The organism is Stieleria sp. JC731 (assembly GCF_020966635.1).
Classification (GTDB): Bacteria; Planctomycetota; Planctomycetia; order Pirellulales; family Pirellulaceae; genus Stieleria.
The window spans coordinates 1-25,314 of record NZ_JAJKFQ010000026.1 but is presented as its reverse complement, the minus strand read 5'-3'; the positions used below and the strand labels follow the sequence as shown (position 1 = coordinate 25,314).

Sequence of the window (25,314 nt, the reverse complement as noted above, 5' to 3'; positions counted from 1 at the left end):
CTTTGAGCAGAAAGCTGGCTGAGCGTCACGCTGAACTGTTGGTCGCCTTTCCGAATGACAAGTTTGTTTCTTTCAAGGCGGATGAACTCTGCCCTGATTGTTTTCCCGGCGGTATTCGTCCAGGAATGAATCGCGTTCTGTGCGCAGCCCCAGTTCGCTGAACTCAACAAGAGCAGAACGGGAACACAATGACAAACGACAAGACGCGCGGCAGCTGACCAAACTGTTGGAATCATTTTCGTCTCGGGATTCAGACCCTGAAGCAAGAAACTTTGGTGAGAGGATGCCTAAAGCACTACATCTCGAAATGGAAATGGTGACCCAACCCAGTTCGATTATTGGACGCGGTTCTCTGGCGACCATCGCCTTCGTCTTGTGGCGACGACGACAGATGACAATAGCCCGAATGCGAAGAATGAAGGTTCCGGGATAGCGCTGACGTTCAACCTGACGTTGTCAAAGTCAACCTGGCCACCAGCGATGTTCGTTGTTAGACGAATGCCGAGGTCCTGCCCTATTTGTGCGTGCGTCTCTCCGGTTGTGAAGGAAAGTTCTTCTAGTTGGAAGTTCCCTGCACTAGGATCAACATTTGAACCTGTGGCAATCACTTCGCTTCCCGCAAGCAACTCGACACTGTATGTCGTAAAAGGAAAGTCAAGTCGTCTCCCCACATCGACCATTAGCGAATATCGCATGTGGGGTTGCAGTGCCAGGTTAAGAGTTTGAGAGATTGATCCGCTACCTGATTGATTCCCAATAGCAGCGACATTAACGCCTTCAGGGACGCCACCAGGAAATTGCCCACCATCCGGTTTGAACGTTCCGACTTCACCAGTGAACGTCCAATTGGGTATGTCGTAGAGGACATAGCCGAAGGCACCGCCGTTACCGCCAATGACTAACTGTTCAAAGCCAGGGTTGAGGATTGTCACAGCATCTCCATTTACGATGCTGGCCGGGAAACAAGCGAGTAAGACTAGAAATAGTGGGACAACAGAGCTGCGCATGAAACAGACATATAGAGTAAAGAAGTTCGGAACTACTCGTCAAAGATTGATGGAAAGCAGTATATTCAAAACGCCCGCTCTGTGCGGGGGCAGGAACGACCCTCTTGCGGCTGTGGCTGCGGAGCGAGACCTCAGTAGGCACTGGCCGAACTATTCTTCGCCGCTAAATATCAAGAGTGAAGTTAGCCAAACGGCTTACTGCTAGGGGCGTAGTAGTCTCCATTTCCGAGAACCACAATTTGTTCGAATGAAGGATTGGGTCTCGTTGACTTGGAGTATGAGCGACACACAAAGCTGCGACGAGTTGCTCTTCACACTTTCCTACGACGACACGACTCCAAACCTCGAATCCGGCGACTAAACCGGATCGGTCGGCACCGCAGGCGGCTGTGTGTCCAGACATTCGAGCAGGTTTGTACTGGCATACCTTTTCGGACGGATGCGGTGCGAATATGCAAGTGCACTCTGTAGCATGACGTTCGCCTCGGCAATGCTGTTTGAGACAGCAGGGAGATCGAGAGCGTTCCATGTTCGTCACACGTTTGACGAGGACTTGGAACGGCGTGTTGATGCATGATTCACGACACGTATTCTTGAAAAATGCGGCTTCGGAAACCAAAATGCTCGCATGGCTGAGCAGAGATCATTGGAGCGGAACGTTGCATCGCTGGAAGCAGATGTGAAAAATCTTCCGAATTGGCAAGAGCTGGTGAGCAGTTGGATTGCCGAGTCGTGCCGGCTCTCGTTTTTGCGTTTTCCACAACTTCGTCGTTGGGAAATGACGGGGGATGTGGCTCAGCAAGCGACTTTATCGTTGCTTGAGGCTATCAATTCGAAGAAGGTTAGCCCAACTTCCGAAGAGCATTTGCGCCGCATCGTCGTTCTTCATGTGAAGTGGACTTTTCTGCGGTTGGCTCGGCAGCATCGGCGGTCGATTCGCACGGCTCACGCGACACCGGTCGCCGGTGACGAAGATCACAGGCCCGAGGAATCGCATCCGTCTGAATTGACTCCTGCATCACGAAGAGTCGATTGGATGCTGTTTCACTGCACAGTCGACAATCTACCCGACTTGCAACGAGAGATATTTCAGAAGAGCTGGTACGATGAGATGAAGAAGTCGGAGATCGCTGATCAGCTGGGGCTCAGCATCCGAACCGTGCAGCGAAACTACCGACTCGCTTGCGATCAACTAATCTGTGCATTGGGTGATTTCGACGGTTTGGCGAATTAAGGATGGGCGAGGATCCCAGGCGACGCTGTTCCGCCAGATTGGAGTTTGTCGCTTCGGCTAAAGCGGCGTTGCTGTTGCGGCGCGGTCAAGCAAGCGTACCGTAGCCAAAAGCGTGTCCAGGAGCGTATCCAGAGAGATCGAAAAATGGTGACTTGCATGGCCAACAACGCTTCGCTTCAATCATTCGCATGAATCTGCCCTACGAGAAGAATCCGGATGCGCTTCAGGACCCCAAGGTGGGTGAGTTGCTAGACGAGTTCTTGATCGCTGAAGAGTTAGGTTCGCCGGTAACGGTTGAAGAACTCTGTAAGGGAAGCAGCGACCTACGGACGGCGCTCCGCAATGCGATCGATCGTCAACGTCGTTTCGAATCACTCAAAGAAGACTTGGATTCGCCACTTCCCCTTGTCTACGGTTCTTACGAAGTTGTTGAAGTTCTCGGCGAAGGCGGGTTCGGAACCGTCTTCAGGTGTAGGCACAAGCATCTGCAGCGTGATGCAGCGGTGAAGGTCGTCGTTCTGTCCGATGGCAACCCGTTCGCCGAAGTTCACTTTGTGCGCGAGATTGAGGTTGTCAGGGAGTTCGGTCACGACCGGATAGCGACCATCTTTGACAGTGGCGTTCTGGACCATGGATCAATCGTGGTCGGCTGGTTAGCAATGGAATACTTGCCTGGAGGCCAAATCGACGAGTATGTATCCAAAACGAACGCGTCCGAGATTGAGGTTGTTGCGCTTATCAGAAGTGTCGCGTCTACGTTGGCAGACGCTCATCAATCAGGAATCCTGCATCACGACATCAAAGCCGCCAACATTCTGATTTCAGAAAACGGAGAGCCACACTTAACAGACTTTGGCTTGGCAAGGATCGCGGGAAGTCATGTCGTGGAAGGCCCGAGTGTTCCTATAGGAACGCCAGGCTACATCGCTCCGGAACTTAGAGACGGGGGCGGACGCCCTGGTGTGGCTTCTGAGATATACAGCTTGGGAATTGTGCTTAGACATCTGTTGTCCCGATCATCTGACACACCGGCAAGTACAACAGACATTCGCACCCGCAGTGAAGAACGCGATTTCGTGGGATGGCGGTCGCGAGATCTGGATGCTGTCTTGGCACGGATGACAGCGGAGAATGCAGAGGAAAGGTATTCGTCGTTTGCACAACTCTGTGCAGAGCTAGACTGCTTAATTGATGGTGATATGGTCGCGGTTCGACCAGTTTCTTTGGTTGAATACAGCACTCGATGGGTGAGACGAAATCCAACTTTGGCTGGTCTCTGGAGCGTCATCGTGGCGACATTGCTGATCGCTATTGTGCTTCTGAGCGTCAACGTTGTTTCAAGGTATGAGCACGCACGGGAAGTCGACCAGCAGAACCAAAAGCTTCTGGCCAAAGAAAAGCAACTCAAGAGGGGAACGGTCAGTTCGCGTCTCCGATCGATTCAATCGTTTCTGGGACGCAATCGGGTTGTGGCAAAGGAGCAACTGGAAGATGAATCGCTCTTTCCTCTTCAAGATCGCGGTTTCGCATGGAGATTTCTGCATTCGGAGGTGACCAACGATTCGTTTGACTTGTCCGAGTTGGGTGTCGGATTTGGTGGGATACACCAAGTCAAGTTCTCGCCTGACAACAGAAAACTGATCGTCTGTAGCAAGCCAAGATGCCTTTCACTCGTCGACATTTTCGATCAAACACGAAAGGTCATTCCCTGTAATGTCCGGCTTGCCGGAACCCTGCTTTCTCACGCTGCGTTGACGAGTTTTTTCTGCCAGGATTCTGGTGGCAATCTGTTAGAGATCTCCTGGGATTCCGGTGAAGTCCTACGCCGGATCGAGTTGCCATTGATAACCCGCGCAAGGATGGCGTTATCATCGGTGGGCGACAAAATCTATGGGATTACCAAAGATGGAGATCCATTTCGACTTGATTTGTCTTCGGGAACGGCTGTGAATGGACGAGATCCGATTGAAGGAATCCCCGCCGGTTTGTGGCTCACTCCAGATGACAAAGTCCTCCATTGTGTGACCCGAAAAGGAGTTTGGCATCGTTGGGACGCAAAGTCGCTCGACGAAATGCAGCGAAGCAATGTTTTGGATACCCTCGATCCAGAGTTCATCAATACCGGATCAGGGACCCAAATGGTAAGGGCAGCGGAAGCAAATTATGAAATGGATTTTGGCTTTTGTCTTGTTCTTGGACTCGACAACGGATTAGCAATTGCCACATGGCCCGACCAGCAACGAAGGTTGTCACTGATCGCACGATCCTCGCCGCTAACGAACCATTTTGCATTTAGGCCGCGATCGCAATGCGTCGTTCCGGACGGTCGCGGTGGGCTTCTGTTCTCCGTATTAAATCCCTCGGATCAGGAAGCGATCGGTCCGGCAACGGATAGCGTTCTTGCTGCGGCTGTTTCTTCTGATAACCGATGGATTGCTACTGGTGGTAGCAAGGGCAAGCTGTTTGCAAGGCGTATCCGTGACCCAAACGATACGATACGAAAGTTACAAACGTTTGCTGGAGTCGATCTTGGGTATGGGCCCCCAGTGCGTACCGTCCAATTGGCAGAATCGGGTGAAACACTCGTTTGTCATCGAGAAGGCTGGTGCGCTGTGGTCGATGGAAAGACCTGCCAAATCAAAGAAGGGTTTCAGGTTAGCCACTCCCAGTTTTCGAGGCTCGCCTATTCACATAGACAACAGATGGCCGTTCTGGGCTTTCGAACTCCTGCAAGCAAGGTTGTCGCTATCCAAAGACGCGAGGACGGAGGCTTCAGCGATCGGGAGCTGTCTTCAGAACAGTTGTCAGGATCCACGGGGCCGGTCTGCCTTGCTCCGAAGCCTTGTTTCGAAATCGAATGCAACGCCAACGTCACATCGTTGTGCTTTTCCAAAGGTGAAGAAGTGCTTCTGGTGGCGCTTCGCAATGGAGAGTTGTTTACAGCTGATGCGCTGACCGGAAAGATCCTTCATCGTTGTAGGCAGCTTGATGGAGAATCGGCTTGTCTTTCAATGGCTGCGGCATCTGAGGGAATCTTGTGCGGCGGAGCGGACGGTCGAATCCGCCTCATCAACGTCAGCGATGGATCGATCAATCAGTCGTGGCGGGCCGGGGCAGGGCGCATTTACTCACTAGCAGTCAATCGCGAAGAATCTCTGATCTACAGCGGAATGGCGTCCGGCGTGATTCGGGTTTTTGACTTCCAAGGCAAGCTTCGCGGACAAATGTCGGGACACCAGGGCCGAGTCCTGACTTTGACGCTCAGCCACGATGGTGAAACGCTGGCCAGCGGAAGTGCAGACCACAGGATCGCGATTTGGGACACGCTTAGCGGGGAAAAGCAACTGCTGCTCGATCGGCATACCGATTCGGTGACGGACCTGTGCTTTTCAAGAAACGATTCAGAGCTGTGGTCCACGTCGGCAGAGGGAACCGTCTACATCTGGAACACGCAGGGCTGCGGAGATTCCATTTCAAACACTTTTGAAAACGCGGAAGTTCGCTAGAGCTTTCCCGAGTGATAGAGGGTCGGCAAAACGCAGGGCAACGAGTGCTTTATAGAGCATTCAATGCGCTGTGACTTTTCCAGATCCCAATTCTTGTCGCAATCGTTTCATTGCGTTTTCGTCCAATGCGAGAATCCTAGATCGAGCATCAGAATTGTGCGTGATCATGGCAATTCATCTTCTCGAGCCGAATCTTTGAGATTTCCTGACGCGTTGGTCGCAAAACGGTTCAGGGATAACTGTGGAGATCTCATTTCAACTATTCGGCAGGACTTCAAACGCCATGATTCCCCAGTTTTACATCTTTGCTCGCGCCGTATTGATTTTCGCAGCCATTTTGCCTGCCGTCGCTATCGGACAAATGCCAACGATGGACGCATTGAAGCGGTATCCGTCAGCGCAAAAGGCGTTTCAGAAACGCATGGAACGCGCGATTGCGGAACGTGATCGCTATCGCGACGCGAACCGCGACGCTCACTTGATTGTTGGTCGGGTACAGCTGCACGGAAACGATGATCCGGAAACTGTCATATCGCAAATGATCATCGTGGAAGAAGGATTCTTTGTAGAAGTGATCCGTGATTTGAACATTCCGATTGGCTTCCGGCACTTCGACTACAAACCTTTGGATTTCACAATTCCGAACGATGCCCCGCAAGTCGAAAATGGCATTGTCGATGTAGGAATCGTGAGGATGTCCAAGGCCTCGGCGGCCGACAAGGGTCGCATTTCTGGAAACTTGTCGATGGAAGCGACGGACGATGCTCGTGCCGCCAGAATCAGTATCACACTCAGAACTCCTCGGCCGAATACGCCGTCGAATGGTTCCGAGGGTGTTGGCCGAAAGTATAGGACGATGACGATGAAAGTCGGTCGGGACGGAACACTCCAGTCCGAGCCTGTAAGCGAAGGTGACTACTACATTAGTCTAATGGCCAAAGGCTATGTCAGCGCAAGTCGCCGGGTGACGGTGAAGGCCGGAGAGGACGCCGATTTTGGACCTGTCCGCTTGGAGTTGCCTCAGAAAATCAAGATCACTTATCGGGTACTTGATACAGGCGAGGGCACATTCGCTGACAGCGAGGAAATCGTAAAGACCTTTCCCGCGGGTCATCGCTGGAAGGCCACTCCGGACATTTACGGGTGGGACCTTGAATTCACTCAATCGGAAGGCAAAGTAAAGTTTGCTTATTCGTACGCTCCCTGTCGAATCAAGGATCTCGGTCCCGGAACGTTGGACGATCACCTTGATGCTCTGCCGGAAGCCGCGAAGGACTCTCCTCGAGACATGAAAGTCACTTCGGGGAACGTATACTTGCTGAACCAGCAGCATTGGAAGCACGCCGTGCTGTTTCATGTGGAGATTGATGGAAAGGTCGAACCTGGCGAGCAGGTGTCCTCCGACGTTGGCGCCAAGGCGAGCGATCATCGGCATCCGAATGTCATCGCTCACTACGAGTTTAATGGCAATGCCAACGAACTAAACGGAACCGGATCTGCATTCGACTTAGAGAATACGCAGTTCTACAACGGATCGCTTGTGCTGAACGGGCAGTACGACCGTTCTCACGGAGGGACCGGGTTTCGGGCTATTGCGTCAACGCCAGACCAGAATTACCAATCGTTCACGTTTGCGATTCGATTCAAAGCACAAGCGTTTTCTGATCGCAACCGAACGATTCTTTGCGGTGGCACATCTTCTCGTTGGTTTAACATCGGCGTCGGTCAGGGCAACGCTGTGCACATCGAGCTAAACAATCAACGCGTCACTCATACGTTTAAGAATCTTAAGTTGTACCCGGGACGCTGGCATCAGATCGCGTGCGCCGTTGATGTCCAAAAGGGGATTGTTGCGGTCGTTGTCGACAAGAATCGCGCAGAAGTGTTCCGACTTCCGACGGGCTTCCAGTTCGAGGTGGCGAATACGAAATACGCAGAAAGCGACAAGAAGTGGACGTTTACGAATTATTCGTACGCCAATATGTTCTACGGTCTGGTCGATGAATTGACAATCTTGAAAGGCACGATGACAGCAGCGGAGTTTCAGCAGACGATTGCGGCATTGAAGAAAAACGATTCCGCTTCATTGAGCAACGATCGCTAACCCGCAATCAACCACACGCTACTCAAATTCAGAGCACCACGAACGCGTTTTTCAGCCGTGTCGGACATAGCCATCGACTCTCAAAACGATTTTAAAGTCGTTTGATGTAGGTGGCGTCGAGGAGAAGACGGCTTTAAACACAGAGGCACCGAGGCCACAGAGCTTTTCATTGGGTTCCGTTCGGAAAAATTTTGGTCTTTGCAGTTCAATGCGATCCGGTCAGTTGGCTTGCTATCGACTACGCACTCCGCGCCCTCGGTTACTCTGTGTTTCAATTTCTTTTCAGTCTTTGCAGCCTCGCGCTGGTGGGCAGATAGACACACAACTTGATTGATGCACCAGTGCCGCGCGCAGCCTTGCCAATGCTCTTCAAAGTCTGGATTTTCATATTCGAACGGAGGTGAGATCTCAGCGGATTCGCGTTACGAGCCATCGGTTCCGAATTGTCAGTGTTCGTCGGGGCCGCGACGAATTCTTGTCGACTATCATATTTCAGGTGTTTCGGGTGTTTCGGGTGCCGACTGAGGACATAGCCTTACCAGTTCGTGAACTTCTGGCTGTCTGTTCTAATGGGAAAGACGGCAGCCATGGGGAATCATGATTCCCGAACTTTTTTGGCGTGTCGCGTGGCGTTTTCCCACTCCTTAAGACGAGAGTAGGCGTCCGGAAATGAAAAACGATCCCCGTCCGATAGCATCAAGTGATTCCTCGCTTCTCGTCCGTTTCCAAGCGGGTGAAGAAGACGCTGCGACTGCGCTCTACGCACGCTATGCGCAAAGGTTGCTCGGTGTAGCGCAGCGAGCAAGTGGTGACGACCTTGCACCTCGGATTGCCCCGGAGGACATCGTTCAGTCGGTATTTCGTACGTTTTTCAGACGAGTCAACGATGGTCACTACCTCGTTCCGGAGGGAGATGAGCTGTGGAAATTGTTGTTGGTCATAGCGCTAAATAAGGTCCGTATGGTGGCCGAATACCACCGGGCCGGAAAACGAGATGTCAGCCAGACACAGCGGTTTCCGAACTCCGAGGTCCCTGCTGCTGAAACGTCGATCGAAATCCTCCGCATGACCATCGATGATCTGTTGTCAACATTGCCGGAATCGCATCAGCAGACGATCCGAGCACGAATCGATGGACATGAGATCGCGGAAATTTCAAAACGAGTTTCGGTATCTCAGCGAAGCGTTGAGAGAATATTGCAAACCTTTCGGAAGCGACTACAAAAAGTGCTGAATCTCCCGTGAACGAGAATCATTATTCCATCACGTCCGACGCGACACACGAAATTGAGTTGCTGTTGGAACGTTTCGAAACTGCTCGGAACGAAGGGCCTGTTTCCTTGATCGACTATGTGCCCGACAAAGAAGCAGAAAGCTATGCTTCGGTCGTAACCGAGTTGTCCCGTATCGATTTGGAGCATCGGTTCAATGAAGGTTTGGTACCGATAGCCCAGCAGTACATTGACCAGTTTCCAGAGGTCTACGAAGACTTGCATTGGCGGACGCAGGTCGCGTTTGAAGAGTATCGGTTGCGACGTCGACGTGGAGACGACATTTCAAAGAACGCCGTTGGTGAAAGGTATAGCGTCGATGGAAGCCATTGGCCAGAATTGCCAGTCGGAACCGATAGCGGATTTAGGCTGCAAGGCTCAGTTCAAACGCTCGAGCAAAGAGGTCTCAATCAAGTTCCGAAAGATAACTTTCCCCGTGTGCAAGACACTTTCGCCGGTTATCGCATCGTTTCTCAATTGGGAGAAGGCGCGTTTTCGAAGGTCTTTTTAGCGCGACAGCCGGACTTGGCGGAACGCTACGTCGTGTTGAAAGTAACTCAGTCTCCGAACCGTGAGTCAGATCGGCTTGCGTCACTGCAGCACTCTGCGATTGTTCCCGTCTTTTCGATCCATCGAGATGGAAATCTCTTTGGTATTTGCATGCCTTATCTCGGAGCGACCACGCTGGCAGATCTAACCACGTGCGGAAATGAGTGGGCTTCGAAAAACGGAGTTGCTCAAGAGTTGGTTTCGACCATTTTAGAAAAACGCTATTCAACAATTCGTTCGATCCAAGAATTGAACCATTCAACACGGGATGTCAGTTCCGAAACTGATGCGAAACGAAGTTGGCCGGAGGCGACCGAATATGGACCCAACGATGAGCTGAGACGCTATCTTGGGCTAACCTATGTTGACGCGCTGGTTAGCTTGGTAACGGAGGCGGTCGATGGGCTCGCTTACGCACACCAACGTGGTATCGTCCATCGCGATCTCAAACCGGCAAACATCCTTGTAACCAACGACGGGAACCCGGTCCTTCTGGACTTTAACCTCGCGGTTTCGAAGTTGGAAAGTAGGTCTCGCATTGTTGGCGGGACATTGCCGTACATGTCGCCGCAACAGTTGCAGTCTCTTGAGTCTGGCGCGGAAGCCGATTTCAGTGACGATGTCTTTTCAATGGGAGTCATTCTGTACGAGTTGTTGACAGGGCATTTGCCATTTCGGTCACCAACCTTCGAGAAAGAAATCAGTTTGCAATTTCTGGCAAAGGAACGTGAGACTGCTCCACCGTCAATTCGCAAGTTCAATGCCAATGTATCTCCGGGACTGGAATCGATCGTTTTTCATTGTTTGGTCGCTAAGCCAAGCGGTCGTTATCAGAATGCGGGAGAGTTACTCGAAGATTTGCAGGCCCATCAGAAGAATCAAAAACTGAAGTACGCGCCGGAGCGATCGACTGCCGAACGGATTCAAAAACTGACGCGACGGCATCCTGTCATTTATTCTACTTCTACCGTCGCGACATTGGCCGCCATTTTGCTTTTGGCGGCATTGATCATGCTTTGGCAACGCTCCGGCAGGATCGCCAAGATGAGTCTGGAAGCAAAAGTTGCAGAATTGGATCGAGAGCTTCCGCTGGTCACCATCAATTTGACTTCTCCAGGACGAGAATCCGAACTTTTGCTCAACGGGCTTGAGCAAGGAAACCAGTTGTTAGATGCTTGGCATGCCCGAGAAACGAATTGGGACGCCAATGTCGAAGTTCAAGGACTTAGTGCGGAGGCTCGGTTAAAGCTTCGACGGGATCTTGGACTGCTTGCATTTCAAATGGCAGACGCGAGCTTTCATGTCGCTCGGCAGAGTTCATCCGAACTATCTGGTCGAATGCTTGAACGTGCGAAGTCGCTAAATCAACTTGCAACTCAGCTAGATTATGGTCTCGCACCGCTGGCTAAATTGCAATTCGACATGTTGTCTGGAGACACCGAGGAAACTAGAGTCCGAATCGCTCTGCCTGATAATTGGAAGGAAGACATGCGGCTTGCGACCACATGGGCAAGCAAGTCAGCAGATGCTGAGCAATGGATTAGGTTGACTGAACGACAACTTCAAAGACAACCCACAAATGTGAGTTACTGGGTAAACCTCGCGTTTGCGTATTCGCGTCTTGGCAATGACGCCGCCGCTATTTCCCGCTTCGATATCGCAAATCGCTTGCGGCCCGATTCAGTCGCAATTCTATTGAACCGCGGAATTCACCAAATGAAAATAGGTGATTTGACACGCGCGGTTGCCGATTTTTCAGCCTGTCTATCGATGAACCCTGGAATGATGGTGCCGAGATTCAACCGTGCCGCTGCCTATGATCGGATGGGAAAGCTAGAGGAAGCTCGTCAGGATTTGAATCGGCTAATTGACGACGGAAATGTCAGGACACGGATTTATTTGATGCGTGCCAAAGTGCTCGATGAGCTGGGGGAAATCGAATTGGCAAAGGTGGATCGGCACTTAGCGAGGAGTGTTCCACCTCGCGATGCGAATGATTGGAATTCTAGAGGCGTGTCAAGGTTGGGCAACGATCCCCAGGGGGCGTTAGACGACTTCGAAGCGGCGCTGCGAATTGATGGTTCGAATGCTGAGGCTTCAATGAACGCGGCACATGTCTATTCTGCAATTCTCGATCAACCAGAAAATGCGATTGGTACGTTGACACAGCTAATCCATCATCGCCCGAACCTAGCGTCAGCGATTACATCACGCGGGATTCTCTACGCCCGACAGGGCCAAACAAAACTGGCCATGGAGGATGCCCACGCTGCGACGTTGATAGAAATTGGTGCACGAGAAGAGTTGCAAATTGCGGGCATCTTTGCTCTCACGAGCCAGCATTTGGACCGTGAAGTGAATGTCGATCGCGCTTTTTCATGGCTTTCAAAGTCGCTCAAATCGGATATCGCGATTGTGCTTCTAGCCCGAAATGATCCAGACCTCGAGCCGCTGAAAAACGACCGAAGGTTCCGACCGATGATCGAGATTTCGATGCTAATTCACGCCAATAGCAATCGACCTTAAGATAAACAGTCCTGAATCAAAAAAGCTGACCGATCGCGACGTCGAGGTTCTGGTTCAACCCGATAGAAAGATCAGCTTGCGTTCGACTGAGCGGTGCCGATTCACCTTCGGGCAAATTAAGTTGTCTGGCCAAAGAATTTATGATCAGTAGTGCATCAATCGGCGTGATGAAGAGATCGCCATTGACGTCAACATAGTAGCTGGTGAAGGCATTGATGACTTCGGCGTTCCTTGATCCGTGAAGTGAGATTTCATTGATCACTAGAAGAGCATCGGAGGGTGAAACAACGTTGTCACCTGAGACGTCAAAGGGATAAACAGAGTTCTGCAGTGGGCTACCTTGTTGAATTGGTGTCCCATTTTCGGTCGGGCCTGATCCGGTTGTAGCACCATTTGTCGAACCGGAGTTACTTGGATCGTTGCCAGGATCGGTGGGTAGCGTGGGTTGTTGGCTTGGCGGCATCCCGGGGTCTGCACACTGCCCCAGATAAAACTCCCACCATAGTGGATCTTGCGTCTGGGCATTCTCTAGGTCTTGCCCGGCATAGTCGCTGCAAGCAAAGTCGTATTCGTACCACCAAGGATAGCTTTCAGGGTAGAAGGAGACCGGATCAATGGGCTGATAGGGCGGATAGGTTGAAACCGGACCGTAGGAATAGCAATAGAGAGGATCGGCGCCCGGTTCATCGCATGGAAGATACGGGGTTCCAGTTGGATCGACGACTGGGGGGCCGACGTCGAGTGACAAATCATCCAAATAGACACTCGCCGCTACCGACGAGGATTCAGAGTCTCCACCAACGTGAATAAATCGGATTCGGTAGTCGCCGGCTGGCAAAAAAGTTAGTGGCGCCGATCGTGATTCACCTGAATTAACCCATGTTTGTGAGAGAACTTGATCTGTGTGATCGACCAATTGTGCGACGATCGAATTGTCGAGATTAATATTTCCTTCGGAGACAAGATGGACGTGCAATAAACGTGGTGTAGGCACGCTAAATGACTGCTCTAGAATAGGTGTCTCGTGATCAAGTTCGACATCGCCCGCATGGCGAGAGCGCCGCAATTCAGGTGACAGGTCCACGATCAATTCAAATGCACCACCTGTTGCAACATCATGAATTGTCTGCGACTGATTTACCACAATATAGTAGGGTTGGTCATCCTCGATACCTTGTGCCTGAACAACAACATCGCCGTGGCTATGATGCAATACTTGTGATTCCACCGTTCGGCCTGAAGCATCAAGCACTTTGATGTCAGCGACTAGACGACTCTTGGAAGTCGGATGTAGCGTAATTGTCAGATTCTCTAAATCCTTTGCCGGGTTCGGTGTGGGGGCGAGCCGAAATACCACAGGCGTCTCTAAGTCGACGACGTTTCCGTTGGCCGAGTATCGGATAGCGGAACTGACCGCTGGGGCCAGAACAATTGCAGACGACGGATCGAAGGCACCTGTCGTATCAGTGAAGGTTACCGTGGACGCTTCTGAGTCGGTCTCGTTGCCTTCAGCGTCTTCAAATTTGACGCCGGCATATAGATCGCGCAGCCAATCGATATCGGCTTGTGAGGGCGCGGACACATTTTGAATACCATGGCGGAACATGACAGAGTCAGGATCTGAGCTATGAGGAAGCCCTAAGACGTGTCCCATCTCATGAAGAACAACGGTGAAAAGGGTTTCCAAGTTATCCCACTGAGCATCGGAATTGAGCAGGATGTCTCCCGCCCATGTTCCTTGAGCGATCGCGCTGTGCGGAACCGAAGTCGCTAACACACTGTTAGAAAGAGGAACCGCGGCGATGCGAATATCGCCAAATCGTGTATCACCCTGAGTTCGGCCGGCTATCCCGAATGACTCACCCGAATCAGCAGACTCCGACAAATGTGCTCCCAATGGATCAAGCCAGGCTGCGAACGCAGATTCGAATTCCTGCTTCCAAACCGATTCGGTTGCTAGACCAGCGAGTGTCGCAAACAGGCTATTTTGTTGGCCGGCGACTTCCGTACCGTCAGGGGCATAACTAAACGTCAATGTTCCTGGATCGAACCAAGGAAGAGGATCTGAAACGCCTAACCCGGCCCCATCGAAAACGACCCTCGCGCATAACGACTCCAACCGCAGTTTGCGGCGCCAAGTACTGCGTGGTGAATGATTAGGAAGTCGTCGCTTGCTAAACATGGGGCTCATTCGAGATCGTCGGTACAGTATCTATCTGTACGTTATCTGTTTTTACGTTGCATGCGGTTACCTCGCATGTCAGTCCAATGAACATTGGCAAACGCTTGTCTTAACCAACGTCTCAGGTATTTCAATCTCTCACGCCGCCCGATTTAGCGAGATCGTAACTCGCCAAGCGTTCCTTCGAAAACATTTTCGATAGTGATGCTGGTCAAGTCGCTCACGTTCGAAAGTACTTCCGGCAAGGGGGCATTTTCATCATCAAATTCTAGTTCAAGTTCACCATTCCCGAAAGCATTGGTAGCGAGCTGGCCGATCGTATTGCCGCTCACGGTAACGTCCAGTAAGTCGTTTTCCGGTCCACCTTGCACGTGCAGCTCTAACTTTTCCGACAGCGACAGATTGAATTCGATCTCCAAACGGGATGACAAATGGTTTTGAACTGAATCGGACCCGGAGTCATCGTCGTGTTCGAGTTCATCCTCAAACTGATCTTCACGGTGGCCATGTCGATGCTCTGGTTCATCCTCGGTTTCTTCATGAGAATCGTTCACAGCTGTATCGCTGGACCACTCCATCTGGGCAAGCTCACCAAGAGGGCTCGAAACCAGATCGCCTATCGAGATACTTGTTGATGTGTCTGCGGCTAGCAATGCGGCAGGTACGTCCGTTGCAGCGTACGTTCTTTCAAACTCGCCTTGACCTCGCGAATTGATTCGCATTGTTCCCAGAGGTTCCTCGGCAATCATCACGTCGTATTGCGCACCTGCAGGTGCACCGACAATTCGAACTTCAAATGTTACCGATCCGCTATCGCGTCGTTCCAATTCCGCACGTGCTTGAAATCCGAGTTCGCTCGACAACAGTGTGCTCGAATGTTCGGACCCGAAATCGTTTGCCAATTGGTTAATGATTGCTAAGGCGTCGCTGGGAGAAACCATTCCATCGTCGTTGACGTCATAGAACATTTCCAGAATGCTTTGGTCAGCGGTTCTTACATCGCTTGAGACGTTCTGTTCCTGCTTGACTTCTTCTTGAGATAGCTGGTTAATGACCGCTAGCGCATCGGTTGGTTTTACGAGGTGATCATTATTCACATCAGCTGGAAGCAGAAAATTGTGTCCCGCATCAGCGGACAGAAGCAGACGGTTTTCCATCGTTTCAAAACGATACAATCTGGTGCGACGGTGTCTCATCTTGGCTCGTCTAGTTTTCGGTGCACTGAAGGGATGACGCCTTTCGGCTCATCCTGTTCAAATTTGTCCTCACCGTTGTGAGTGGAAAGGTGCCCGCGTGTACGCCACCGAAATCTTCGTTTCGTGAAGTTATTCCGAATAGTATTTATCGACCTTCAGCTCGCGTTGTCGGGGGCATCGACGGCGATGGCGACGGCAAGAAAACATCGCGACACCCAGAAAGATTGCGAGTGCTCCACTTGGCTCTGGGATGACCGTTACTCCGCTGATGGAATAGGCAGCCAATGGAAACGGTCCCGAGGCGTCGCGGAATAGAACCTGCCAGGGGCCACCGTCCTGACTGACACCTTGAAAGCCTTCTTTGGAGAAGTCTGTCGTGTCTGCCCACATAAACTCGTCTGAGCCTTTCGCTTCGATCGTCAACCAGTAGGACTGCCCCTTGGAAAGCAGACCAATGTCGCTGAAAAATGCGGTCGGTTCATTGAAGTCCGCTACGACGATCGCCTGATTGCTAATTTCATTCAATGGAAGGTCGACTTCGATTTGGGCGACAATCCCCGCAGAGGTGTCAGGGAAATCACCATTGTCTTCAAGAATTGAAACAATCGCGTTCATATTCGGTGTGTCTCCAAGGACAGCAAACGTGACTGTCTCGAGGAGGTAATCTGAACCTGTTTCGTCAAGGAAGAACTGCTCGGCATATCGATCATAAAAGGTCGATGAAGGGCCACCAACGACAACTCCGTCGTTTCCATATTGGGAACCTTCACCGAAAGTACTGAATACCACGTCAGCGGTCGAATCATTTGCAATGAAGGATCCCAGAATTGCAATTCCGAGGGATAGAACGCGAAAAGTCATTTGAAATGTGTCAGGTAGATTGTTTGTTTAGCGGCGGTGTTCTGAAATTTTTATCGGATAAGATTTTGGCAGGATGACTTCGTGTTGCGAGGAGTGAAACGGCTCGATCATATGTATGAAACTTTGACGCCGATTCCTGCTGCGCCATCAGCTCGGATTGGCGTGACACTCATCCCTGTGTGCCAAACCGCACCCGTCGGATACAGCGAGAAATCTAACGAAGTGGTTGTCGCGGGAACCGTCCACGTCACTGATCGCCGACGACTGCTCCAGCGGTAGTATCTGGTGATTCGGTACGAGGCTACCGGATCCGCGTTTGTTGACGGAGGATCCCATGAGGCATGCACGGTGTTCCCGTCACGGACAGCACTCAGGTTGAGTACCGAGCCAGAAAAGAGCACGTTGACCGGAATGGTGATGGTTCGCGAGCCCAGCGTGTTCGTAGCGCGAATTGTCGCGTTAATGGTGGTTCCCGATGCACTGAGGTCAGGTGTCCAGTTGACCAACCCAGTGGTTCGGTCAACGGCAAGCCCGGAAGGGCCCGCCACCAGTTCAAAGGTTGTTCCCACCGACATTGGGTTAATATCACTGATCTGAATGGTCATCGGCTGTAGCGCCACGACTGATGTCGTATCATTGAACCCGGCAATGGAGTACGTCAGACGAGGAAGTGATGGCGTATAAGAAAACGTGATAGCTTCGCTGCTTCGAATGCCATTGTTGCCCAAAGCGTCGTATGGCGTTACATAAACTTTATACGGAACATTCTCTTTCATTCCGGTTAAAGCTGCTGTCGTTGAAGTGCCTGCAGAGTCAATTGTTATTTGTTCGGTTCGCCAAGCACGCCCCCAGCGGTAGCGGCGATAGAGCAAAATTTTGTAGCCTGCGATCTCCTCGACGGCGCCTGCGGACGGGGCATTCCAACTCACCGTTGGCTCTAACGTCATATCGCCCGCAATGGTGATACTCGTCGGTTCCGAAACGAAGGAAGTATGTACCAACGCATTGCTGATCGTTGAACCGGCGGCGTTGGTTGCCTTTACTTCAATGGATGTGACGCCGACGTCTCCATACTCCGGAGTCCAGGTGATGGCTCCGGTTAGCGGGTCAATCACAGCACCGGTCGACCCTGACAGAATCTCGAATGTTGACGGCGTTCTGCTGGCATCGAATGTTGTTATGACGACAGGTTCTCTGGGGACGATGCTACCAACACCACTAGCGGGAGACGCTGAAAAGCTCAGAACGGGCAAGTCAGCTGTTACCGTAATCGGCAGAGACAACGAAACGGTCGAGACTTCATTTGTTGCTTCGATGATCGCTTCATGTGTTCCAAGTTGCGTCGCAGTCGGCGTCCAACTGACCAGTCCCGTCGCGGGATCGAAAGTAAGATTCTCTGGTCCAGACACCAGACGCATTGTTGGGGCTGGATTGCCGGACGTATAGATCCGCGTTCGCATCTCGAAGTTGGCAGTCGCATCGGCTGCGGTTCGATAGCCTGGAACATCGTACTTTAGCAATCGCGGAGGCGTCTGCATGCTAAAGGCAACTAGACTTGAAAGTCCGGATTTGTTCCCGGCAGCATCAAATGCGGCGACTCGCAGTTTGTATGAACCGGTTAGATCGGCAAGCGTCATTCCGGTTCCGATGACGTTATCTTCGAAGACGCGGTAGCAGGTATTGCGACCACGCCAGCCGCACCGGTACCCGACATAGATTGTGTAGTGGTCGACGCCTTTTGCATCGAACGACGCGTCCCAAGTAAGATCCGCTGTTGTTTCGGAAACATTGGTGACTTGGAAACTTTGCGGCACCGTCGGGGCTGTTGTATCGCCTGCCACATTGATGTCGTAGGATTGGTCGAAACTGCCAGCTCGGTTTTCCGCTCTAACGATCACGGATTGTGTTCCGACCTGAGCATCGGTCGGCGCCCAGGTGATTATTCCCGTTTGACCATCAATGCTCATTCCTGCAGGTGCAGAGACCAGCGCGTAGGTTGGCGGGGGATTGCCTGTGGCGTTCACGTCGTAGACGTAGCTTTGGTCTGCAGCTCCGAACGTTTTCGCATGAGTGGTGATGACGGGAACTTCATCAGGCAGGTGCAACGGTTGGGATCGCCAGGTATCGCCGAGAGTCGTTCCGTCATCAGAATAGCCGCCGATAACATTGAGCCGGTCATCCGAATCCACCATGGCGGCTGCCGAGTAGATCGGGGCCGGAAGCGCAGTTTCAGTGCTCCAGGAATTGGAGAGTGGATCGTAGACTTGGACGATTCCCGTCGGACCCGATGCATCCTTTCCTCCGACCAGATAAATCACCCCGTCGGAATCTACCGCGATCGCGCTTTCGGTCGTTGGGACCGGCATCGATGTTCGCGTGGTCCACTGGTCGGACGTGACGTCATACGAAATAACGGAGGACTGCAGCGCTGTGCCCGCTTCATCGCTCGAACCGCCGAAGACTAGGATGTGGCCGTTGCCATCATAGGTTGCAACCGCATTGACTCGTGGCTCAGGCAAAGGAGCCGTTTCTGTCCAAGTGTCTGCTGCCAAATCGTAGCGTTCGACGATGTCAAATACCGGTTCACCGGAGCGTTCGATGCCACCGATCGCGAATGCGCCTCCTAGGCCATCGGTCGCAAATGCGTGGTCATACCGCGGAGTTGGCAAGTTTGCGATGTCTTCGCTATCACCGGCAAGATAGTCGTAGTCGAAGGCTTCTTCGGTCGCCTGATCGCCGTATCGACCACCAAAAACAAGAACGTTGCCGCCGACAAACGTGGCAGCGGGGCCAGTCGGGTTCTTAGGGGAACCCTGTGCCGCGATCCAGTGATCGGTCGCACTCGAAAGGACTTCGACTGTACTGAGTCCTCCTCCAAGTAAGTAGGTTCGATCGGTACCCGTTTGTACCGCAACGGCTTCCGCTCTAGGCTCCAGTAGTGTCGGGCCTTCGGACCAAACGATTCCCGCTAGTAGGGCACGATTTTCAAGCCGCTCCGTAGACAAATTCCTACGAAAGACTCGCTTGCCTGTTTTGCGAGTTCGCTTGCGTGATGACTTTAGAAAAGGGATCGATTTCATCATATCTCGGCCGCAGGGCAAAGCGGAACAGTCTTAATGAAAAGACGACGGACGAGATAAGGAGTGGAATTCATTGTCCTCAGCCGCCAGCAAAGTCTGCATTTCTGTTGACTTTCTGTCTTACCGCCCAGCCGCCGCGGTTTGCTTCGTTTTGATGTGCTTGACGCCCGCAGCTGCAAGCACGCGCCGTGCCAATGCCCGCTTTCGAGGGTTTATCTTGGCCTCGCCCAGTGAAACGCTACTTTCATCAAGTCGCGTTGATCAGACCTGTGGATAGTTGCTGTCCAAATTAGGGGATGGCTGGAAAGATACTGGCCAATCCTTGAATCGGCAGATGATCGAGTTCTTTTCTTCGCGGCGACACAATTGGATTCACAAGTCACGATCAATCGAAAGTCTCTTGACTTTTTTGATGGCTCTGGCGACACAGACACTACTCCTCTAGATGTCTTGCTAATACTGAATCATCTTGCTTCACATTCGAAAATTACTGTGTCGGATTCTGATCGAGTTCGTTTTGACGTCTCGGGGGATGATGTTGTTGCACAAAACGATGCCCTGCTGGTCATCAAACATTTGACGCAGGAAGAGAACCGACTCGGAAAACCGACTCGGCTTTCAGTGGCTGGTTCGAAGCGGGGGCAATCGATTCTATCGAAGAGCTTGATTGGATTGAACTGATGGCAGTACACAGGTGGGACGAGCAAATGGCTGCATCTTTCATTTTACCTTCCGTGTTCGCTCGTTCTGCGCTTAAGTGTGAGTGACCATATGACTGTTTCTGCAAACTTGGCAAACTTAGTCACTGAATGCAAAAAGCGCTTCGAAGGCAAGATCTGCATCGCAAAGGCAGCATGGGGAGTACATGTCATTGTCGTTGGTCATCACCGCTGCCGAGGCGAATTTAGGGCTTCATCTGACTGATGCAGCGTCGCAAGGGTGCTGGTCCTGGAAAGGAAACTGCAATCGGTGAGTAGCAGAGGGGAATCTGGGCAGTTTTAAGCACAGAGGCACAGTGGACACAGAGCTTTTGTTTGGAGCGGTCGGGAAATCATTTGCAGTTCCCGTTCAATGTGGTGATATCAGGTGGCTGATCGTCAGCTATGAACTCTGTGCCCTCGGTTACTCCGTGTTTAAATTCTTTCTGTTCTTCTAGCAACCAGATCGCTGTCAGCTCATTGGTCCGCAACTGGATGGCGAAGCAGGCATACTCGCGGTTTGGTCTATCATCGCTCAGAAGCCACGTTGGAGAGTTCGGACGCTACAATTTGGGTTGCCCAGTTTGGTTGCCCAGTTTGGTTGCCCAGTTTGGTTGCCCAGCCACTTGCCGGATTTCCTGTCGCCTGAACGTTCCAATGTCGTTGGACAGCCGTATGAAATTCACCGTTCTTTTTTCTCTTGCGTCACTGGCTTTCGTCACTGAGTGCGCTAGCGGATCACCACCGAACGCACCACGGATCGATACAGTCGAACTGTCGGAGAACCAAGGTTGGGATCGGGATCCAAATGTCATCTGGTGTGACGACTTTGACGTTTCGAAGCCACTGACGTCCAAGTACTTGGAAGTTGGCGATGATGGTGGTGACTTTGCAGTAACGGACGCCGAGTCTCTCGGTCATTCTGGCTACAGCGTTCGAGCTCGATTTCAGAAAGGCGAAGTCGGAGCCGGTGGGCTGAAGCAGACCTTTGGTCGCAATCCGATGGACTATGGTGGGCACGCTGTCCGCAAAGGTGAGGATTTTCGTGAGGTCTATTGGCGTCACTATGTCAAACATCAGAACGGATGGGTCGGTAACCCTGCGAAGCTAAGTCGAGCAACATGCTTTGCAGGAAGCGATTGGTCGCAAGCGATGATTGCGCATATTTGGGGCGGACACCAACGAAACTTGGCGATTGATCCCGTTCGCGGTGTGAACTCAAATTCGCAAGTCGTCACCCACAGGTACAACGACTTCGATAACTTCAAATGGCTCGGGCTCAAGCAAGGGAAGACTCGTGTTTTTGATTCGGCGGAAACGGGCCGCTGGGTTTGCGTGGAGGGCTACGTCAGACTTAATACTCCAGGTAAATCTGACGGGATCTTTCGGCTCTACATTGATGGGCAAGTTGAAGCCAGCCATGAAAATCTGAACTGGGTTTACAGCTATGGCGAGTACGGTATCAATGCGGTGTTTCTTGAGAATTACTGGAACTCCGGAAGTCCTGTTGAACAAGAACGTTTTTTTGACGACTTCGTTATCAGTACCTCGCCGATCGGGCTCGCAAAGTCGCCGCCGAACCCGACCGTATGGAAAACAGAGTTCGCTGACGCAGATGACAACGATATCCAATCCGGATGGGAGCTTCAGCTTGCAACCGATACGAGAGGCGTTGACGTGGTTTGGAGTTCCGGATTGATCGAGGGCCAAGGGTTAGAAGTTCGCGTCGATTCATCGCGTGGAAAATTTTCGGGAAGCCATCTCGGTATGAAAAGCCTTCAGCCTGACAAAGTCTACGCGGCTCGAGTCAGGCAATGTGATCGAGATGGCAATTGGTCGTCATGGTCGCGCTGGAACAATTCGCTGCGAACAGCTCCCGCAGGAGACGAGTAATCACTGGACCGAAATCAAACTGCGGTTGAGCTTTTAAATTTGGAAAGCAAGAACGGATTATGATAAACCTGTTTGGTGTCTTCCTTTTCCCCGTAAATCTAGCCTGCACAGTCGAATCGATGAATGATCTGAAATGTCAATCAAGACTCCCGTGGCGACTGGCCATTGTGGTCGCATTGTGTATTTGCTCAGGCATCGAGGTTGCTGCGCAGGAAGATGTTCAGCGTGCTCGCGGGACTTCCGAAAGTTCAACCGAAGGAGATGATCCTGCGAAAAGTTTTTTAGTGCCGAAGATCCAAGGCGACTGGATCAAGTTGGTTGGCCGTCCTCCGCTGGAGAAGTGGGCTTCGGAGAAGGCGGAACCCGTGGATTTCACAGTCTTCCAAGCTGATGACGGACGATGGCAACTGATCTCTTGTATCCGCCATACGACGCACCCTGGTGGAACACGTTTGCTGTACCGTTGGTCGAGTGATTCGCTCACGAAAGACAACTGGGATCCAGAAGGAATCTTCCTGTCATCGCAAGCTGACTTAGATCACGCCGAAGGCACTGTGCAGGCGCCTTTTTACGTCAAAGATGCAGGCAAGCACTACTTGTTTTATAACAGTCGAGGCGGGCACCTCTTAACCAGCGAAGACGGTTTGACGTTTTCACCGGTCGGCAAGAAGGCAATCTTTCCAATGGGACGAGACGTCTGCATTCTTGATGATCGTGAAGCGTCCGGAAAATGGATTGCCTACTACACGTCACCAGAAAAGGGTATCAACCCAGCCACCAGGGACCATACGATACGAGCGCGAACGGCGTCGAAGTTGGAAGGGCCATGGAGTGATGATGCGATCGAGATCCCGCCAATTACTCCGCCAGCGGAAGGTTACACTTTCGTCTACGCGGAAAGTCCTTTTGTGATCAAACGCAGCGGTACCTACTATCGGTTTGAGCAGCTGGAAGTGTTTGCATCGACGGATCCGCTGCGGTGGGAAGGGCCGCCGATCGCGCGTTTGGCACCAAGGGACCCGCTGAAGCGATTAGCCCCAGAGATCGTCAGTCACGACGGCCAAGATTATCTAGTCGCCTACCAATGGCGAGGCCGCGACCCACGCGGAATCTACCTCGCCCCGATCAGTTGGGAACGGCCTTAAGGCAGAGGCTTTTCTTGGTAAAGCGACCCGCCGCATTAGCGACGGATGCTCCTTTGTTTCACGCGAGTCTCCAAAACTTCGCTTTGCTAGACATCCCATTTTTCGCGCTGCAAAATCACAGCTAAGGCGCAGCTGCAGCCCCTACGTCAATGGGAAACGGTGTGTTCTCGCTCGGTTCTTGTTGATAAGAACTACCGAGTTTCTTGCGTTCACACTCCCCACGCTAGGTGTGGTACCATCCTGGCTGCTTGGGGCGTGTTCTTGCTGAACGGAGGGATACTGCGATGCGTTTGATCGGTGGTCAAAAGGTTAAGAAAGCAAAAGCCAAATCACGACTTCGAAAACTTCGGCGGTTGTTGGCTGAATCGCTCGAAGACCGAAATATGCTCGCAGCGATTTCGTGGGATGGCGGTGGTGGGGACCTTCGCTGGAGTAACTCATTGAATTGGTCATCCGATCGCTTGCCTACAGCATCCGACGATGTATCAATCGACGCTGGTAACGAAGCAATTGAGATTCGGTCAGGCACACATTCGGTGCGTTCAATTGATCTCAATAGTGATCTTCAAATCGAAAATGCACGCTTGTTCACTGAAGGCTTTGCTATTGCGCCTGGATCTACATTGGTAGTTGAAGGTGCAAATTCCGAATTTGTAGCGAACGCAGCGACGGCAATTGATGGTGCGAACTTTGTCGCTAGTTCGAATGGGATGCTGACCGTTGGATCAGTGACAACCGTCAGTAACACCTTTGGCGATATGTACTGGCGTGCCACGGGGGCAGGAAGCGTTCTAAGCTTTCCAGACTTGAAAACGATCAACAACGGTACGGGGCGTAACTGGGATACGTTTTTAGAGTCTTTCCAGGGTGGAAAGTTAGATCTTGGTGCAGTGACAGAGATCATCGATCCCAATTCAGGTGACTTGCGTCAACGTTCGGTTCAGGTCAAAGCAGAAGGAGTAGGCAGCGAGGTTGACTTGTCATCGCTGCAGAATTTCGTTGACTACGCAGGATATGCAACAAGTGATAGTGACGGTGAGTACTCGCGACTACATGCGACCCTAGGAGGGCATATAAAACTGAGCGAGCTTTCAATTGTTCGTGGTGTCTACTTTCCGGTGGACTCAACCGGGACGATAGATTTATCCACGATCACGAGTCTGTCTCATGGGCTTGTGGAAGCGGGGCGATCGGTTAATTTGAGCGCACTCGAGTCCGGATATTCGACGGACTTTGTCACTTCTGGCCCGGATATTGACCTGTCGAATCTACATGATGCTGATCACGCGGTGTTTACGATTGACGGTCGTGATTTGAATCTTGACTCAGTTGAATCGATCGATGGTGCATCGTTTTATGTAAGCGGTGGAGTGAGCATCGAGATTCCATCGGTAACAACGGTAAGCAACACCTATGGCGACGTGTACTGGCGCGTGACCGGTTCGGGAAGTGTACTGAGTTTTCCGAACCTAACGTCAGTAAATAATGGTACGGGTCGGAATTGGGATGCGTTTTTAGAGTCGCTTCAAGGTGGCAAGCTGGACCTTGGTAGGGTGACAGAGATCATCGACCCCAATTCAGGTGACTTGCGTCAACGTTCGGTTCAGGTAAAAGCAGAAGGAGTAGGCAGCGAGGTTGACTTGTCATCGCTGCAGAACTTCGTTGACTACGCAGGATATGCAACAAGTGATAGTGACGGTGAGTACTCGCGACTACACGCAACCCAAGGTGGTCTTGTAAACCTTGGTGCTCTCTCCACGGTTCGCGGTGTTTATTTCCCGGTGGACGCATTGGGGACAATAGATTTATCCACGATCACGAGTCTGTCTCATGGGCTTGTGGAAGCGGGACGATCGGTTGATTTGAGCGCACTAGAGTCCGGATATTCGACGGACTTTGTCACTTCTGGCCCGGATATTGACCTGTCGAATCTACGTGATGCTGATCACGCGGTGTTTACGATTGACGGTCGTGATTTGAATCTTGACTCAGTTGAATCGATCGATGGTGCATCGTTTTATGTAAGCGGTGGAGTGAGCATCGAGATTCCATCGGTAACAAC

14 protein-coding genes are annotated in these 25,314 nt (G+C 51.8%); 9 read left to right on the top strand and 5 right to left on the bottom strand.

The window, feature by feature from the left end; translation table 11 throughout:
• Positions 1 to 335: 335 nt before the first annotated feature.
• Complete coding sequence (locus tag LOC67_RS22880) at positions 336 to 932, bottom strand: hypothetical protein (RefSeq protein ID WP_230265162.1); 597 nt, start codon at positions 930 to 932, stop codon at positions 336 to 338.
• Positions 933 to 1,635: 703 nt separating this feature from the next.
• Between LOC67_RS22880 and LOC67_RS22875 the strand changes: the two genes are divergently transcribed.
• The 5 genes from LOC67_RS22875 (at position 1,636) to LOC67_RS22855 (ending at position 12,197) form a co-directional block, all read left to right on the top strand.
• Entirely contained in the window at positions 1,636 to 2,241 is a 606-nt protein-coding gene (locus LOC67_RS22875) for a sigma-70 family RNA polymerase sigma factor (RefSeq protein WP_230265161.1), read from the top strand.
• Positions 2,242 to 2,429: 188 nt separating this feature from the next.
• Positions 2,430 to 5,747 carry a protein kinase domain-containing protein gene (locus LOC67_RS22870; protein ID WP_230265160.1) on the top strand — a complete coding sequence of 1,106 codons (3,318 nt, stop codon included), beginning with the start codon at positions 2,430 to 2,432 and terminating at the stop codon, positions 5,745 to 5,747.
• A gap of 283 nt (positions 5,748 to 6,030) precedes the next feature.
• A complete protein-coding gene (locus LOC67_RS22865; RefSeq protein WP_230265159.1) occupies positions 6,031 to 7,851 on the top strand; it encodes a LamG domain-containing protein in 1,821 nt (606 codons plus the stop codon).
• Positions 7,852 to 8,520: 669 nt separating this feature from the next.
• On the top strand, positions 8,521 to 9,096 hold the full coding sequence (locus tag LOC67_RS22860) for an RNA polymerase sigma factor (protein ID WP_230265158.1): 576 nt from the start codon (positions 8,521 to 8,523) through the stop codon (positions 9,094 to 9,096).
• Complete coding sequence (locus LOC67_RS22855; RefSeq protein ID WP_230265157.1) at positions 9,093 to 12,197, top strand: serine/threonine-protein kinase; 3,105 nt, start codon at positions 9,093 to 9,095, stop codon at positions 12,195 to 12,197. Before LOC67_RS22860 ends, LOC67_RS22855 begins: the two co-directional genes overlap by 4 nt.
• A gap of 16 nt (positions 12,198 to 12,213) precedes the next feature.
• Here the strand turns inward: LOC67_RS22855 and LOC67_RS22850 are convergent, their stop codons facing one another.
• The 4 genes from LOC67_RS22850 to LOC67_RS22835 all read right to left on the bottom strand — a co-directional run bounded on the left by LOC67_RS22850 (position 12,214) and on the right by LOC67_RS22835 (position 19,519).
• Positions 12,214 to 14,388 (bottom strand): dockerin type I domain-containing protein, encoded by a 2,175-nt coding sequence (locus LOC67_RS22850; protein ID WP_230265156.1) that lies wholly within the window; start codon positions 14,386 to 14,388, stop codon positions 12,214 to 12,216.
• Positions 14,389 to 14,531: 143 nt separating this feature from the next.
• Positions 14,532 to 15,575, bottom strand: a complete 1,044-nt coding sequence (locus LOC67_RS22845; protein ID WP_261367085.1) for a dockerin type I domain-containing protein — start codon at positions 15,573 to 15,575, stop codon at positions 14,532 to 14,534.
• Between the two features lie 129 nt (positions 15,576 to 15,704).
• Entirely contained in the window at positions 15,705 to 16,436 is a 732-nt protein-coding gene (locus LOC67_RS22840) for a PEP-CTERM sorting domain-containing protein (RefSeq protein ID WP_230265154.1), read from the bottom strand.
• Between the two features lie 107 nt (positions 16,437 to 16,543).
• Complete coding sequence (locus LOC67_RS22835; protein ID WP_230265153.1) at positions 16,544 to 19,519, bottom strand: kelch repeat-containing protein; 2,976 nt, start codon at positions 19,517 to 19,519, stop codon at positions 16,544 to 16,546.
• A gap of 363 nt (positions 19,520 to 19,882) precedes the next feature.
• On the opposite strand from LOC67_RS22835, the gene LOC67_RS27805 reads away from it, so the two are divergent.
• The 4 genes from LOC67_RS27805 to LOC67_RS22820 form a co-directional block, all read left to right on the top strand.
• Positions 19,883 to 20,197, top strand: coding sequence for a dockerin type I domain-containing protein (locus LOC67_RS27805; protein ID WP_410001170.1), 315 nt, complete (start codon positions 19,883 to 19,885; stop codon positions 20,195 to 20,197).
• Positions 20,198 to 20,889: 692 nt separating this feature from the next.
• Positions 20,890 to 22,107 carry a hypothetical protein gene (locus LOC67_RS22830; protein WP_230265152.1) on the top strand — a complete coding sequence of 406 codons (1,218 nt, stop codon included), beginning with the start codon at positions 20,890 to 20,892 and terminating at the stop codon, positions 22,105 to 22,107.
• Positions 22,108 to 22,226: 119 nt separating this feature from the next.
• Positions 22,227 to 23,252, top strand: a complete 1,026-nt coding sequence (locus tag LOC67_RS22825) for a hypothetical protein (protein WP_230265151.1) — start codon at positions 22,227 to 22,229, stop codon at positions 23,250 to 23,252.
• 284 nt (positions 23,253 to 23,536) lie between these two features.
• The coding region (locus tag LOC67_RS22820) for a hypothetical protein (RefSeq protein WP_230265150.1) at positions 23,537 to 25,314 on the top strand (1,778 nt) is incomplete at its 3' end.

What these genes read in the sequence shown, in the direction of transcription:
- LOC67_RS22830 (WP_230265152.1), top strand. Translation starts at nt 20,890, where the DNA reads ATGAAATTCACCGTTCTTTTTTCTCTTGCGTCACTGGCTTTCGTCACT.
- LOC67_RS22865 (WP_230265159.1), top strand. Translation starts at nt 6,031, where the DNA reads ATGATTCCCCAGTTTTACATCTTTGCTCGCGCCGTATTGATTTTCGCA.
- LOC67_RS22845 (WP_261367085.1), bottom strand. Translation starts at nt 15,575, where the DNA reads ATGAGACACCGTCGCACCAGATTGTATCGTTTTGAAACGATGGAAAAC.
- LOC67_RS22840 (WP_230265154.1), bottom strand. Translation starts at nt 16,436, where the DNA reads ATGACTTTTCGCGTTCTATCCCTCGGAATTGCAATTCTGGGATCCTTC.
- LOC67_RS22875 (WP_230265161.1), top strand. Translation starts at nt 1,636, where the DNA reads ATGGCTGAGCAGAGATCATTGGAGCGGAACGTTGCATCGCTGGAAGCA.
- LOC67_RS22860 (WP_230265158.1), top strand. Translation starts at nt 8,521, where the DNA reads ATGAAAAACGATCCCCGTCCGATAGCATCAAGTGATTCCTCGCTTCTC.
- LOC67_RS22825 (WP_230265151.1), top strand. Translation starts at nt 22,227, where the DNA reads ATGAATGATCTGAAATGTCAATCAAGACTCCCGTGGCGACTGGCCATT.
- LOC67_RS22850 (WP_230265156.1), bottom strand. Translation starts at nt 14,388, where the DNA reads ATGAGCCCCATGTTTAGCAAGCGACGACTTCCTAATCATTCACCACGC.
- LOC67_RS22835 (WP_230265153.1), bottom strand. Translation starts at nt 19,519, where the DNA reads ATGATGAAATCGATCCCTTTTCTAAAGTCATCACGCAAGCGAACTCGC.
- LOC67_RS22870 (WP_230265160.1), top strand. Translation starts at nt 2,430, where the DNA reads ATGAATCTGCCCTACGAGAAGAATCCGGATGCGCTTCAGGACCCCAAG.